Source organism: Enterobacter cloacae complex sp. IR5384 (assembly GCF_049237265.1).
Classification (GTDB): domain Bacteria; phylum Pseudomonadota; class Gammaproteobacteria; order Enterobacterales; family Enterobacteriaceae; genus Enterobacter; species Enterobacter cloacae.
On sequence record NZ_JBMKHJ010000033.1, the window covers coordinates 43600 to 57938 of the forward strand.

The 14339-nt window shown below is 53.9% G+C and carries 12 protein-coding genes; 6 read left to right on the forward strand and 6 right to left on the reverse strand.

What is annotated here, in order from left to right:
* Positions 1-11 precede the first annotated feature (11 nt).
* Positions 12-1517: a CoA-acylating methylmalonate-semialdehyde dehydrogenase gene (locus tag ACOTX3_RS20995; protein WP_029882251.1), complete on the reverse strand. Its 1506-nt coding sequence runs from the start codon at positions 1515-1517 to the stop codon at positions 12-14.
* Positions 1518-1809: 292 nt separating this feature from the next.
* Here ACOTX3_RS20995 and ACOTX3_RS21000 point away from each other — a divergent pair, with 292 nt between their 5' ends.
* The 3 genes from ACOTX3_RS21000 (at position 1810) to ACOTX3_RS21010 (ending at position 4297) form a co-directional block, all read left to right on the forward strand.
* Complete coding sequence (locus ACOTX3_RS21000) at positions 1810-2643, forward strand: MurR/RpiR family transcriptional regulator (protein ID WP_058679199.1); 834 nt, start codon at positions 1810-1812, stop codon at positions 2641-2643.
* Positions 2644-3038: 395 nt separating this feature from the next.
* Entirely contained in the window at positions 3039-3554 is a 516-nt protein-coding gene (locus ACOTX3_RS21005) for a DUF2778 domain-containing protein (RefSeq protein ID WP_045293463.1), read from the forward strand.
* A gap of 251 nt (positions 3555-3805) precedes the next feature.
* Entirely contained in the window at positions 3806-4297 is a 492-nt protein-coding gene (locus ACOTX3_RS21010) for an Hcp family type VI secretion system effector (RefSeq protein ID WP_127869250.1), read from the forward strand.
* Positions 4298-4454: 157 nt separating this feature from the next.
* Here ACOTX3_RS21010 and guaA read toward each other — a convergent pair whose 3' ends face one another.
* Both guaA and guaB read right to left on the reverse strand, forming a co-directional pair.
* A complete protein-coding gene (guaA, locus tag ACOTX3_RS21015) occupies positions 4455-6032 on the reverse strand; it encodes a glutamine-hydrolyzing GMP synthase (protein WP_013098264.1) in 1578 nt (525 codons plus the stop codon).
* 67 nt (positions 6033-6099) lie between these two features.
* Positions 6100-7566, reverse strand: coding sequence for an IMP dehydrogenase (gene guaB, locus ACOTX3_RS21020; protein ID WP_013098265.1), 1467 nt, complete (start codon positions 7564-7566; stop codon positions 6100-6102).
* A 159-nt stretch (positions 7567-7725) separates the two neighbouring features.
* Between guaB and xseA the strand changes: the two genes are divergently transcribed.
* The gene (xseA, locus tag ACOTX3_RS21025) at positions 7726-9099 is read left to right on the forward strand and encodes an exodeoxyribonuclease VII large subunit (RefSeq protein ID WP_038985667.1); all 1374 of its coding nucleotides are present in this window, start codon (positions 7726-7728) and stop codon (positions 9097-9099) included.
* Here xseA and ACOTX3_RS21030 read toward each other — a convergent pair whose 3' ends face one another.
* Complete coding sequence (locus ACOTX3_RS21030) at positions 9100-10233, reverse strand: MFS transporter (RefSeq protein ID WP_127869251.1); 1134 nt, start codon at positions 10231-10233, stop codon at positions 9100-9102.
* A 162-nt stretch (positions 10234-10395) separates the two neighbouring features.
* Between ACOTX3_RS21030 and ACOTX3_RS21035 the strand changes: the two genes are divergently transcribed.
* Together ACOTX3_RS21035 and ACOTX3_RS21040 are read left to right on the forward strand one after the other, a co-directional pair.
* Positions 10396-11415 (forward strand): M4 family metallopeptidase, encoded by a 1020-nt coding sequence (locus ACOTX3_RS21035; protein WP_023620379.1) that lies wholly within the window; start codon positions 10396-10398, stop codon positions 11413-11415.
* Positions 11416-11766 carry a protealysin inhibitor emfourin gene (locus tag ACOTX3_RS21040; RefSeq protein WP_013098269.1) on the forward strand — a complete coding sequence of 117 codons (351 nt, stop codon included), beginning with the start codon at positions 11416-11418 and terminating at the stop codon, positions 11764-11766.
* Here ACOTX3_RS21040 and ACOTX3_RS21045 read toward each other — a convergent pair.
* Both ACOTX3_RS21045 and ACOTX3_RS21050 read right to left on the reverse strand, forming a co-directional pair.
* Positions 11763-11984: a zinc ribbon domain-containing protein gene (locus tag ACOTX3_RS21045; RefSeq protein WP_023620378.1), complete on the reverse strand. Its 222-nt coding sequence runs from the start codon at positions 11982-11984 to the stop codon at positions 11763-11765. The two genes, ACOTX3_RS21040 and ACOTX3_RS21045, sit on opposite strands and share 4 nt — an antisense overlap.
* A 52-nt stretch (positions 11985-12036) precedes the next feature.
* Positions 12037-13581, reverse strand: a complete 1545-nt coding sequence (locus tag ACOTX3_RS21050; RefSeq protein WP_013098271.1) for a peptide MFS transporter — start codon at positions 13579-13581, stop codon at positions 12037-12039.
* Positions 13582-14339: the final 758 nt, after the last annotated feature.

Consider the following 14339-nt stretch of genomic DNA (forward strand, 5'->3'; position numbering starts at 1 on the left):
AAAACCTCCTGTCAGCCCAGCGTCGGCATGGAGAACGCAGCGCCTGTCTCCTGCTGCATTTCCGGCCAGCGTGCGGTGACGGTTTTCATTCGGGTGTAGAAACGCACGCCGTCGTTACCGTGAACGTTGAGTGCGCCAAAAATCGAGCGCTTCCAGCCGCCGAAACTGTGGAACGCCATCGGCACCGGGATCGGCACGTTAACCCCCACCATGCCCGCCTGCACCTCTTCGCAGAAGCGGCGCGCGCAGCCGCCGTCGCGGGTGAAAATGGCTGAACCATTACCATATTCATGGCGGTTAATCAGATCCACCGCGCTGGCGTAATCTGCTACGCGCACCACAGAAAGCACCGGGCCGAAAATCTCTTCCTTATAGATCGTCATCTCCGGGGTGACGTTATCGAACAGCGTCGGCCCGACAAAGTAGCCCTTCTCGTGACCCTGCACGCTAAAGCCGCGGCCGTCCACGCGCAGATTCGCCCCCTGCGCTTCCCCGCTGTCGATGTAGCCCAGCACCTTGCTGCGGTGCGCAGAGGAGATAAGCGGCCCCATTTCGTTTTCTGGCGTCTGGTCCAGCCCTGGCCCAACGCGCAGCGCGGCAATCTGTTTTTCCAGACGGGCGCAGAGGTCATCGGCGGTTTTATCGCCCACCGCCAGTACCACTGAAAGCGCCATACAGCGTTCCCCCGCCGCGCCGTAGGCCGCGCCCATAATGGCGTTGGTTGCCATCTCCATGTCGGCATCCGGCATTAAAATGCAGTGGTTTTTCGCCCCACCCAGCGCCTGACAGCGTTTGCCGTGGGCGGACGCGGTCTGGTAGATATATTCCGCAATCGGCGTAGAGCCAACAAAGCTCACGGCCTGCACGCGCGGGTCGGTCAATAGCACATCAACGGATTCTTTATCCCCCTGCACCACGTTAAACACGCCGTCCGGCAGGCCGGCCTCTTTCAGCAGTTTTGCCAGCGCGAGCGCCAGAGAGGGATCTTTTTCTGATGGTTTCAGCACGAAGGTATTGCCGGTCGCCAGCGCAATCGGGAACATCCACATCGGCACCATCGCCGGGAAGTTAAACGGCGTGATCCCGGCGCAGACGCCGAGCGGCTGCATCAGCGAGTGGCTGTCCACACCGGTGCCCACGTTAGCAGAGTGTTCACCCTTTTGCAGATGCGGAATGCCACAGGCGAACTCCACCACTTCCAGGCCACGGGTCAGCTCGCCTACCGCGTCGGAGAAGACCTTGCCGTGCTCTTCGCTGATAAGACGGGCCAGACGTTCCATATTCTCTTCCAGCAGCGCTTTGAAGCGGAACATCACACGCGCGCGCTTAAGCGGAGAATGACGCGCCCACGCCGGAAACGCCTGCTGTGCGGCGGCAATCGCCTGCTCCGTTTCCTGTGCCGTACTCATCACCACCTGACGGATCTGCTCGCCGGTGGCCGGGTTGAAGATCGCCTGAACGCGCTGGCCTGAACCGGTGACACATTCGCCGTGAATAAAATTCGCTACCGTCTCCATCCTTAACCTCTCGCTGTTGATACGTGACTGTTATCTGAACACTGTGTACTGAACACTATATATGAAACAAATATTCCATTTTAAGTTGAAATAAAATAAATGATGATTATTGTGATCAAGGATGGATTTTTATGTTAACAGCCAACAACACTGACGCAGCGTGCGCTATTAAGGATTTTCAGGCGATGAAATGAGTGAAGTTTCTGTTTCATTTTTGCTGCCAGATGGATGGCCAACATTTAAAAGACGCGGTTTTGCGTTTAGAATCATAAGACTGTATTTGGGGGATAACATGACGACAGCAACCAGCCTGAACGAACTGCAGCAGCAAATCCGCGATCGCTACGATAGCCTGAGCAAGAGGCTGCAGCAGGTCTCCCGCTATGTACTGGATAATACGAACAGTGTGGCGTTTGATACGGTTGCGGTCATTGCCGAGCGTGCCAATGTGCCGCCCTCGACGCTGATCCGTTTTGCCAATGCCTTTGACTTCACCGGCTTCAACGAGATGAAACAGCTGTTTCGTATGAACCTGGTGGAGGAGACCGCCAGCTACAGCGATCGTGCGCGGCTGTTCCGCGAAATGGAGAGCGAAGCCGTGCCGGAAACGCCGCTCGATATCCTGCAGGAGTTTGCCCGCTCGAACGCGCAGGCGCTGCAGCAGTTGGCCGCCCGCGCCGAACCGGAGATGCTGGAGCGCGCCGTACAGCTTCTGGCCGACGCGGACACCATCTACATCGCCGGACTGCGCCGCTCCTTTAGCGTCGCTGCTTATCTCACCTATGCTTTAAGCCACCTGGAGTGCCGCCCGATTCTGCTCGACGGCATGGGCGGCATGCTGCGCGAGCAGATCAGCCGCATTAAGGCGCGCGACATTGTCGTGTCGATCAGCTTCTCCCCATACGCGGAAGAGACGGTGATGGTCAGCGAAACCGCCGCCAGCGTCGGCGCGCGGCAGATTGTGATTACGGACAGCCAGATTAGCCCACTGGCGACGTTTAGCGATCTCTGCTTTGTGGTGAAAGAGGCGCAGGTGGATGCGTTTCGATCTCAATCGGCAACGCTGTGCCTGGTGCAGTCGCTGGTGGTGGCGCTGGCGTATAGGTTGGGTGAAGGAGAAAAATAAGAATTCAGTCGCCATAAAGTCTGCACCGATACTTACACGTGAAGGTTTAATGCCATATTAGCGACACTCGTTCAATATGGCTTACCCATGGCATATCAACATTTGATTATTCCCCGTTTTGTTAACGAGCGCTTCATTTTTCCACGACTGTGTTTTTCTCAAGGTATAGGGCTTTCACATTTTAATTCGCGCTGCTCGCACATTCCGTACAGGATATCTTAAAAGGTTCAACTATTAGGTATACCTAATTATTTGATGTAGATCTACTTTCTAAAACATCACAATCATTTTCTGAGCTAAAATCTTTAAATGCGCATTTTTTGTATGGCTTAATTTTGATACATGTCCTGTTTGCAGATAAGATTAATAAATATCTATACAAGAAAGGATGACACATGACTTTACATGGAAAGTTTACAATAAATGATGCTGATTACTCGCCACTTGCATTTGATGGTATTGGTGTCTTTATGGCATTTTCTGGTAACGGTGCATACAGGAACAAAGGTGCATGTGGAATTATTCCAAACGTTGGGCCACTACCAAAAGGTAAATATTATATCGTAGATAGGCCTAAAGGAAGTATGGCTAACAGATTTAGAGCCTGGGGTGTCGATACATATAAAAGCATTTTTAGTTATCATGTTGATCATTCAGAATGGTTTGCTTTGTTTCGCGATGATGGAAATGTAGATGATTCTACATTTTACGAAAGCGTAGCCAGAGGTGGGTTTAGATTACATCCGGGTCAGATATCAGAGGGGTGTATAACACTACCTAGCCAATCAGATTACAGCAGGCTAAGAGATGCCCTGTTAAGAACAAAGAAAGAAAAGATTAAAGGCATCGATTTAGAGTCATATGGAACAATTGAGGTAATTATTGGTGGTTATCAGAAAACTTGCCCTTAGTTCCCTTAGAATGATTATATTCATCGGGATATTCGCTATTGTGTCATGGTTAGATGTTGGCTACTTAACTGAACATCCATTAATAAGTAACGAAACAGCTATTAGAATTTCCTATTTGTTTAGCAACAACCCAGCGCCCGAAGATATTTACTACAGTTATGATTATGCATTAATTGTATTTAACGTTCTTATCTCTCTCTTCTTATACATTGTAACAATGAAGTTAGTTAAATTAACAAGGAGTAAATAAAATGCCTATCCCTCCCTATCTGTGGCTAAAAGATGATGGCGGCGCAGATATCAAAGGTTCTGTAGATGTTCAAGATCGTGAAGGCTCTATAGAAGTAATCAGTATGGGTCATGGTGTTAATCTTCCCGTCGATGCAGCCAATGGAAAAATCACCGGAACACGTCTACATTCATCATTTAATTTTGAAAAAGAAATTGATAGTTCTAGTCCCTATCTCTACAAAGCAGCGGCGACAGGTCAAACACTAAAAAGCGCAGAAGTCAGGTTTTATCATATCAATGATGCTGGCCAGGAGGTGTGTTATTACACCGTCTTAATGGAAAATGTAAAAATTACGGGTGTTAATTGTGGTGTGCCCAATGTTAAATTATCCGGTAATGATAAGTTAAATCATATGGAATCCGTCTCTATGCAATATGAAAAGATCACTTGGCGTATTGTAGATGGAAATATCCAATTCTCTGATTCGTGGTACGAGAGGCCAACTGCCTAAATTTCAGTCACGTCCTGTCCACTCTGTCTTGTAGAAACTATGCATTTCGTTGCTAACAGCAGCCAGAAAGTGCCAGACAAAAAAAACAAAAAGCCCGCAGTTACGCGGGCTTAAGGTGTTTTATTGTTTCACGTACAGGCTGTTACCAGACGAAAAATCATTCCCACTCAATCGTAGCCGGTGGCTTACCGCTGATGTCATACACCACGCGGGAAATACCGTTCACTTCGTTGATGATGCGGTTAGACACACGGCCCAGGAAGTCATACGGCAGGTGCGCCCAGTGCGCGGTCATGAAGTCGATAGTTTCCACCGCACGCAGGGAAACAACCCAGTCGTACTTACGGCCATCGCCCATAACGCCGACGGAGCGAACTGGAAGGAACACGGTGAACGCCTGGCTCACTTTGTTATACAGGTCAGCTTTGTGCAGCTCTTCGATGAAGATAGCATCCGCGCGACGCAGCAGGTCGCAGTACTCTTTCTTCACTTCGCCCAGCACACGCACGCCCAGACCCGGCCCCGGGAACGGGTGACGGTAGAGCATGTCGTACGGCAGACCCAGTTCCAGACCGATCTTACGCACTTCGTCTTTGAACAGCTCACGCAGCGGTTCAACCAGACCCATCTTCATCTCTTTCGGCAGGCCGCCCACGTTGTGGTGAGATTTGATGACGTGTGCTTTACCGGTTGCGGATGCCGCAGACTCGATCACGTCAGGGTAGATTGTGCCCTGAGCCAGCCACTTCACGTCTTCCAGCTTCAGCGCTTCTTCGTCGAACACTTCCACGAAGACGCGGCCGATGATCTTACGTTTGGCTTCCGGATCGTTGACACCGGCCAGCGCGTCCAGGAAGCGCTGTTCGCCTTCCACGTGAACGATGTTCAGACCGAAGTGGTCACCAAACATGTCCATGACCTGCTGGGCTTCATTCAGACGCAGCAGACCGTTGTCCACGAATACGCAGGTCAGGTTTTTACCGATAGCGCGGTGCAGCAGCATCGCGGTTACGGAGGAGTCAACGCCACCGGACAGGCCGAGAATGACTTTGTCATCGCCAACCTGCTGACGGATACGCTCAACGGCGTCGTCGATGATTTTAGCCGGGGTCCACAGCGCTTCACACTGGCAGATATCGCGCACGAAGCGCTCCAGCATGCGCATACCCTGACGGGTGTGGGTCACTTCCGGGTGGAACTGCACGCCGTAGAAGCGTTTCTCTTCGTTCGCCATAATCGCGAACGGGCAGCTTTCGGTGCTGGCAACGGTCACGAAGTCGGACGGGATAGCGGTCACTTTATCGCCATGGCTCATCCACACGTCCAGCAGCGGTTTGCCGTCTGCGGTCAGGGAGTCTTCGATACCGCGCACCAGCGCGCTATCGTTCACCACTTCAACCTGTGCGTAGCCAAACTCACGCTCGTTGGAGCCTTCTACGTGGCCGCCCAGCTGCATTGCCATGGTCTGCATACCGTAGCAGACGCCGAATACCGGCACGCCCGCTTCGAACACATACTGCGGCGCACGCGGGCTGTTCTCTTCGGTGGTGCTTTCCGGGCCGCCGGACAGGATAATGCCGCTTGGATTGAATTCGCGAATCTGTGCTTCCGTGACATCCCACGCCCACAGTTCACAGTAAACGCCCAGTTCACGCACGCGACGCGCCACCAGCTGAGTGTACTGAGAACCAAAGTCCAGGATGAGAATGCGATGTTTATGAATGTTTTCCGTCATTGACGCTAATTCCGAGGCAAGTGAAACAAAAACAGAGCGCCCGGCATGAGCCGGGCGCGGAAACTTATCAGGAGCCCAGACGGTAGTTCGGGGACTCTTTGGTGATCGTCACGTCGTGAACGTGGCTCTCCTGGATACCCGCACCGCTGATGCGTACGAATTCCGCTTTAGTACGCAGCAGGTCAATGGTACCACAGCCGGTCAGACCCATACAGGAGCGCAGGCCGCCCATCTGCTGGTGAATGATCTCTTTCAGACGGCCTTTATAGGCAACGCGGCCTTCGATACCTTCCGGCACCAGTTTGTCAGCGGCGTTATCGGTCTGGAAGTAACGGTCAGAAGAACCTTTGGACATCGCGCCCAGAGAGCCCATACCACGGTAAGATTTGTAAGAACGGCCCTGGTAGAGTTCGATTTCACCCGGGGATTCTTCAGTCCCTGCCAGCATGGAGCCAACCATCACCGCGGAAGCACCTGCGGCGATCGCTTTAGCGATGTCGCCAGAGAAGCGGATACCGCCGTCTGCGATGACCGGAATACCGGTGCCTTCCAGCGCTTCAACCGCGTCAGAAACCGCAGTGATCTGTGGAACACCTACACCGGTCACGATACGGGTTGTACAGATGGAGCCTGGGCCGATACCCACTTTCACCGCGCTGCAACCTGCATCAGCCAGCGCGCGAGCACCTGCGCCCGTCGCCACGTTACCGCCGATGATCTGCAGATCAGGATATTTCGCACGGGTGTCGCGAATACGTTGCAGAACGCCTTCGGAGTGGCCGTGGGAGGAGTCAATCAGCAGCACGTCAACGCCTGCGGCAACCAGCGCATCAACACGCTCTTCGTTACCGGCACCTGCGCCAACCGCAGCGCCTACGCGCAGACGGCCATGCTCGTCTTTACAGGCGTTAGGTTTACGTTCTGCTTTCTGGAAGTCTTTAACGGTGATCATACCGCGCAGGTGGAAGTTCGCATCCACAACCAGCGCTTTCTCAACGCGTTTTTCGTGCATTTTTGCGAAGACGACATCACGCGCTTCACCTTCACGCACGGTCACCAGACGCTCTTTTGGCGTCATATATACGCTAACCGGCTGGTTCAGGTCGGTCACGAAACGCACGTCACGGCCGGTGATGATACCCACCAGCTCGTTCTCTTCGGTCACCACCGGGTAACCGGCAAAGCCGTTACGTTCGGTCAGGGCTTTCACTTCGTGAAGGGTGGTGGTTGGCAGAACGGTCTGTGGATCGGATACGATGCCGGATTCATGCTTCTTCACGCGGCGAACTTCTTCAGCCTGACGCTCGATAGACATGTTTTTGTGAATAAAGCCAATGCCACCTTCCTGTGCCAGGGCAATAGCCAGGCGCGCTTCAGTCACGGTGTCCATTGCCGCAGAGAGCATAGGAATGTTCAGGCGAATGGTTTTCGTCAACTGCGTGCTGAGATCGGCAGTATTCGGCAGAACGGTGGAGTGAGCGGGAACGAGGAGGACGTCGTCAAACGTCAGTGCTTCTTTAGCGATACGTAGCATGGGCAATATCTCTGACCTGGGTGGTTAAATATTGCCGTGGCATTATACAGAGCGTAACCGATTGCATCCACACTTTTTTATAAAAAAACCTTGCACTCCCCTCTCAGCAGGTTACTATCGACTGAATAACTTGCTGATTTAGAATTTGATCCCGCTCACATGTTATCCTCTCAATCCCCCTCAATTTATACTGTCAGCCGCCTGAATCAGACGGTGCGTTTGCTGCTTGAGCAGGAAATGGGGCAGGTCTGGATCAGCGGTGAGATCTCTAACTTCACGCAGCCCGCTTCCGGCCACTGGTACTTTACGTTAAAAGACGACACCGCCCAGGTGCGCTGTGCCATGTTCCGCAACAGCAACCGCCGCGTGACGTTTCGTCCTCAGCATGGCCAGCAGGTGCTGGTGCGCGCCAATATCACATTGTATGAACCGCGCGGCGACTACCAGATTATCGTCGAGAGCATGCAACCTGCGGGCGAAGGCTTACTCCAGCAGAAGTATGAACAGCTTAAGGCTGCGCTTTCGCAAGAGGGGTTGTTCGACCAGCAGTATAAAAAGCCCTTGCCCTCACCAGCCCACTGCGTTGGGGTAATCACCTCGAAAACCGGTGCCGCGCTGCACGATATTTTGCACGTCCTCAAGCGTCGCGATCCTTCCCTGCCCGTTATCATCTACCCGACCGCAGTTCAGGGTGACGATGCACCAGGCCAGATTGTGCGTGCCATTGAGCTGGCGAACGCGCGTCATGAGTGCGACGTATTAATCGTTGGGCGTGGCGGCGGCTCGCTGGAAGATTTGTGGAGCTTCAACGACGAGCGCGTGGCGCGGGCTATTTTTGCGAGTGCTATTCCCATCGTGAGCGCGGTCGGGCATGAAACGGATGTGACGATAGCCGATTTCGTTGCAGATTTACGCGCGCCTACGCCGTCTGCTGCGGCAGAAGTGGTGAGCCGCAATCAGTTGGAGCTGCTGCGTCAGATCCAGAACGGCCAGCAGCGCCTCGAGATGGCGATGGACTACTTCCTCGCTAACCGTACCCGCCGCTTTACCCAGCTTCATCACCGCCTGCAGCAGCAGCATCCACAGCTTCGCCTTGCGCGTCAGCAAACCGTGCTGGAGCGTCTGCGCCAGCGGATGAACTTCGCGCTGGATAATCAGCTCAAGCGCGCGATGTCGCGTCAGCAGCGCGTGACGCAGCGCCTGAATCAGCAAAACCCGCAGCCGAAAATTTACCGCGCACAAACGCGCATTCAGCAGCTGGAGTATCGTCTGGCAGAAACTGTCCGGGCACGACTTAGCACCACCCGCGAACGCTTTGGCAATGCGGTGACCCATCTTGAAGCGGTTAGCCCACTTTCTACCCTGGCACGCGGCTATAGCGTTACCACCGCCACTGACGGCAAAGTGCTGAAGCAAACCAAACAGGTGAAAGCCGGAGACGTGCTGACCACCCGTCTGTCGGACGGCTGGGTGGAAAGCGAAGTGAAAGGCGTGATGCCGGTAAAAAAACCTCGCGCCCGTAAAAAGGCGTAATCAGCGATGGCTCTCTGGCGTGACGGCTAGCATCAGCCAGGACATGCCTGAAAAAATCGCCAGCGCAGCCACTGCGCTCGTTAACCCCAGAAGCAGGCCAAAAAGGATAGCCCCCACAACCTGCCCACCTGCCAGCATAAGAAAGGCCAGGCTGACTCCAGCCGCAGGTGAAGGATGTGCGATCTCTGCCCCCTTCACCAGCAATACCCCGGACAAAATCACATACCCCGCGCCGCTCATGGCCACTGCCGGAATAAGCCACCAGGAGAAACCGTGGCTTACTGTCAGAACCGCCATAGAAATGGCCATGAAGATCTGGGATAAACGATAGACCCCCCGCATGCCGATACGCCTTGCCATACTTCCGGTAAATATGGCAACAATCCCCGCCCCGCCGCTTATCAGCCAGAGAACATTGGTCGCTGCGCTATCCAGCTCCGTGTGACGCATAAGTATTTCCGGGCCAAAGCTCCACCATGCGGCGCTGGCCATACCGCTGATAAAGGCAATCCCCAGCAGCCGAAACATGCCGGGTTTGCGTACGATAGATAGCACCTTTGGCGTTGACTCACGGGATTTCGCCGCAGATGACGGCAGATACCGCCACAAAGCCGGCAGGCACAGCAGCGCCATAATGGCGAACACAACGCAGGCTGCCCGCCAGCCCCCGGGCATGAAAAACAGAACGGGCACCGAGAGAATGATCCCACCGCTCGTTCCGGCATTGATGGTGGTATTCACATGGAGCTGACGGTCGGAGGCGATCCTGTCATTAACCGCCCCGGCAAGGGCCGGTGAGGCCAGGCCGGAGCTCAGCCCGGCAATAAATAAACCTGTCGCCAGCATCGTTGAATGTGCCGAAGTCGCGAGAATGAACAACCCCGCGGCGGCGGCGATGGCCGCCAGCAAGGCGGGCAAACGAGGCCCTACGCGCGCAATAAGGTATGAGGCCATAAATATCGACATGCAATACGCCGCATAACTACAGGAGGCTATAAACCCCGCCACCTGCGGGGTGAAAGGGATAGCCTGGCGGATATCAGGCAGCATCAGGCCCCACGAAAACCTTGCCATACCATAGGTCACCGCGATGATTGAAAACCCGGTTATGCTCAGCGAAGTCTGTCTGTTCATTACGCTCCTCTTACTTAATGCCGTTTAAAAAACCTAAACGGTGGTGAAGCGTTGCGCCAGTTTTTAAGGAGACGAATTGTCCGACTTACAACCAGCACCGGTTTAATGTTTTACACTTAAGAAGATTCTTTTTTCGGCATTGCCAGAAAACAGGAGAGTTGCATGACCCGAATTCACAGCGTGATCCCCCCCTATATTCTTCGTCGTATTATCGAAAGCGGTTCAGAGCCGCAGCAGCGCTGCGCCCGCCAGACTTTAACCCATGTTCAGACGCTGATGGCCCACATGCCTGGTAAACCTGCCGCGCCGCACGTGAGCAAAGCCGGACAGCTGGAGCGTGATATCTACGATGCGAAACAGACCCAGGAGTTGCCAGGCACGCAGGTGCGCTATGAAGGCCAGCCGTCCAATGGGGATGTGGCCGTCGATGAAGCCTATGACTATTTAGGCATCACCCACGATTTCTTCTGGAAAGAATACCAGCGTGACTCGCTCGATAATAAAGGGCTGATCCTCACCGGCACCGTGCATTATGGCCGGGAATACCAGAACGCCTTCTGGAACGGTCAGCAGATGGTCTTTGGCGATGGCGACGGGGAAATATTTAACCGTTTTACCATTGCCATCGACGTTGTGGCGCACGAACTCAGCCATGGCGTTACCGAGACCGAAGCCGGGCTGATCTATTTTGAACAATCGGGTGCGCTGAATGAGTCCCTGTCGGACGTGTTTGGCTCGCTGGTTAAACAGTATCACCTGAAGCAAACCGCCGACCAGGCCGACTGGCTGATTGGCGAAGGTCTGCTGGCGAAAGGGATTAACGGCAAAGGGCTGCGCTCCATGTCGGAGCCGGGCACCGCCTATGATGATCCTCTGCTCGGTAAAGATCCGCAACCGGCGCACATGAAGGATTTCATCAAAACGCGTGAAGATAACGGCGGCGTCCACCTGAACTCCGGCATTCCCAACCGGGCGTTTTATCTGGCCGCAACGGCAATCGGCGGCTATGCCTGGGAAAAAGCGGGTTATGCCTGGTACGACACAGTTTGCGATCGCAATCTGCCACAAGATGCGGATTTTGATGCCTTCGCAAAACTGACGATAGCCCACGGCGAAAAGCGCTCGGGCAGCGACGTTGGGGCGGCGATAAGACAAGCCTGGGAACAGGTGGGAGTGCTGTAAATGCAGGTTCCGGAACTGACGGATGACGCCGTGGTTGAGCTGGCCCGGGAAGGCGGCGTCGCTTTTATTCCCAGGCTGAGCGGCCAGCGCACCATCACGCTCTCATCTCTCAATGAGGCGCAGCGTCAGCGCGTGGTGAGTATTCTGGAGCAAGCCATTCCGCGTGGGCAACCGCCTGGTCAGACCTCGTCACCAGGCAGCGGTGACCAGCGTTATTTTCGTATCCAGATCTTCTGGACCCGGCACAACGAAGCGCAGTATACCGATATTATTGTGCTGGTACCGGAGCAGGAAGCGCCCGAATCGCTGGTTGAACTCTGGCAGAAAGGCGAAGGCTGCGTGTGTGATTAAGCCCCGACAGGGACGAACTCCACGCGTTTTTTAGAGATCAGGCCGTGGCCGTTCTGGCAGAAATAGTCCACCGCACCGCAGGCCTTTAATACCTGGAGTGGCTGATGGCACTCCGGACAGCGGGCTTCGAGCGCAATATCTTTATGACAGTGTTCGCAGTAAGCCACGCCGTTTTGCGGCTCCAGCTCAGTATGGCAGGTCGGACAGGCGATCGACATAGTAACTCCTTAAGCAAGTTGCCGGGGCGAAGCGGTCGCCCCGGCGGATCGATTATACCGCCTCAGTGGCAGGTTTCGTCCGGGCATTTTCCAGCATGCGACGAACCGGCACAATGAGAACGATCAGTACCGCAGCACATATCAGCAGCGCGATGGAGCAACGCGCGAAGAGATCTGGCAGCATATCCAGCTGGTCGGCCTTCACGTGGCCGCCAATCAGACCGGCAGCCAGGTTACCCAACGCACTTGCGCAGAACCACAACCCCATCATCTGACCGCGCATTCTTTCTGGTGCCAGCAGGGTCATGGTGGCCAGACCAATCGGGCTCAGACACAGTTCACCCAGCGTCAGCATCAAAATACTGCCTACCAGCCAGAACGGCGAAACGCCTGCCCCGCCGTTGCTCAGCACATTCTGCGCCGCCAGCATCATCAGGCCAAAGCCCGCCGCCGCACAGAGAATACCGATAACAAACTTGGTGATACTGCTCGGGCGAATGTTCATGGTGGCAAGCTTCGGCCACGCCCAGCTGAATACCGGTGCTAGCAGAATGATGAACAGGGCGTTGATCGACTGGAACCATACGGCCGGAATTTCGAAATCACCGATCATGCGATTGGTGTAGTCGTTGGCAAACAGGTTAAAGGAAGTCGGTTTCTGTTCAAACGCGGACCAGAAGAACGCAGCGGAAACCAGCAGGATAAAGCAGACCAGCAGTCTGGCGCGCTCTTTACGGGTCAGGCCGGCGAAGATGAACAGATAAATAAAGTAGAGCGCAACGGATGCCGCAATCACATAGACCAGCATACTGGCCACCGCGACCGGGTTAATCACAATGACCCCCTGGGCGATCAGCGTGACGAGAACCGCCACCCCAACCGCCAGCGCCAGCAGCCACGCGCCCACGCCGTTGCGTTTGACCACCGGGCTGTTCCAGGTGGAATCGAGGCCCACTTCGCTGTCGTAGCGCTTCATGGACGGGACAGCAAACACGCGGAAGATAATCAGCGCCACCAGCATCCCGATGCCGCCAATACCAAAGCCCCAGTGCCAGCCGTGGGTTTTAATCAACCAGCCGGAAATCAGCGGCGCAATGAACGAGCCCATGTTGATGCCCATGTAGAACAGCGAGAATCCGCCGTCACGACGCGCATCGCCTTTTTTATACAGGGTGCCGACCATCACGGAGATACAGGTCTTGAACAGGCCCGATCCCAGCACAATAAACATCAGGCCGATAAAGAACAGGTTGTTCCCCATCACCGCCGAGAGCGCAATCGACAGGTGGCCGAGCGCAATCAGAATCGAACCGTACCAGACGGCTCGCTGCTGGCCGAGCCAGTTATCGGCCAGCCAGCCACCCGGCAGCGCGGCCAGGTACATGGTACCGGCGAAGATACCGACAATCGCCGAGGCGTTTTCACGCGCCAGCCCCATGCCGCCGTCATAGACGGTGGCGGCCATAAAGAGGATCAGTAACGGACGAATGCCGTAAAACGAGAAACGCTCCCACATCTCGGTAAAGAACAGCGAACCGAGCGGATAAGGATGGCCGAAGAACGTTCGGCTTTCTTTTTGATTAACAGAGGATTGCATAATTCTCCCAAAAGGTATGTCGTTGTGCTGAAAGCACCGCGCGTACGCCGGCCAGTTACGTATCTGACCGATTTTTTACATGCGGCGAAAAATGAGTTAACCATTTGATAACCAGGCGCTAGTTTTGTCTAGTACCAGACCCTGGACTTTAAGATGAAAATTCGACGATTGTCTACTTTCTTAGATTTAAACATGGTTAAAAGCGAATAGTGATTGACATCACACAGGGAAGGCAGGCGTTTTGTATGGGCAAAAAAAACCCGCGACAGGCGCGGGTTTTCGTGAGACAGGCAAAGTTTATTTGCTTTTCTTAATGTGAAAGCACATACACAACATAACTAATTGTTATTTATTGCTTTTTAATCAATCGCACACGTATGCGTACACCCTTGGGTACACCAAAAAGGACCATCGATAACTTCTAGAAGTTTAGTTGACCGATGACACAGAGTGACAATACTTATACCTAAACCTTATTTTTTGTACTGGCCTAGGAGTTTAGATTCTTTAGAGTAGTTAAAGAAATTAACGGCTCATCAAATGATGAGCCGAAAGTTACTCACTTCAGCGCTGAATTAATAGCATTTATCAGATTAGTACACCCCTGAATCTCATTTTCTGTTAAATCCGAAATAGTATGCTCTCTTGACCATGACCTGCTCCCCGTTGATTAGTACACCCCGATGTTAGTAATGTCTTCATAAGCCACATGAGGACATCCCCATGAAGAAGCGTTTTTCCGACGAACAGATCATCAG

Coding starts and splice junctions, on each gene's coding strand:
- ACOTX3_RS20995 (WP_029882251.1), bottom strand. CDS start 1,517: ATGGAGACGGTAGCGAATTTTATTCACGGCGAATGTGTCACCGGTTCA.
- ACOTX3_RS21000 (WP_058679199.1), top strand. CDS start 1,810: ATGACGACAGCAACCAGCCTGAACGAACTGCAGCAGCAAATCCGCGAT.
- ACOTX3_RS21005 (WP_045293463.1), top strand. CDS start 3,039: ATGACTTTACATGGAAAGTTTACAATAAATGATGCTGATTACTCGCCA.
- ACOTX3_RS21010 (WP_127869250.1), top strand. CDS start 3,806: ATGCCTATCCCTCCCTATCTGTGGCTAAAAGATGATGGCGGCGCAGAT.
- guaA (WP_013098264.1), bottom strand. CDS start 6,032: ATGACGGAAAACATTCATAAACATCGCATTCTCATCCTGGACTTTGGT.
- guaB (WP_013098265.1), bottom strand. CDS start 7,566: ATGCTACGTATCGCTAAAGAAGCACTGACGTTTGACGACGTCCTCCTC.
- xseA (WP_038985667.1), top strand. CDS start 7,726: ATGTTATCCTCTCAATCCCCCTCAATTTATACTGTCAGCCGCCTGAAT.
- ACOTX3_RS21030 (WP_127869251.1), bottom strand. CDS start 10,233: ATGAACAGACAGACTTCGCTGAGCATAACCGGGTTTTCAATCATCGCG.
- ACOTX3_RS21035 (WP_023620379.1), top strand. CDS start 10,396: ATGACCCGAATTCACAGCGTGATCCCCCCCTATATTCTTCGTCGTATT.
- ACOTX3_RS21040 (WP_013098269.1), top strand. CDS start 11,416: ATGCAGGTTCCGGAACTGACGGATGACGCCGTGGTTGAGCTGGCCCGG.
- ACOTX3_RS21045 (WP_023620378.1), bottom strand. CDS start 11,984: ATGTCGATCGCCTGTCCGACCTGCCATACTGAGCTGGAGCCGCAAAAC.
- ACOTX3_RS21050 (WP_013098271.1), bottom strand. CDS start 13,581: ATGCAATCCTCTGTTAATCAAAAAGAAAGCCGAACGTTCTTCGGCCAT.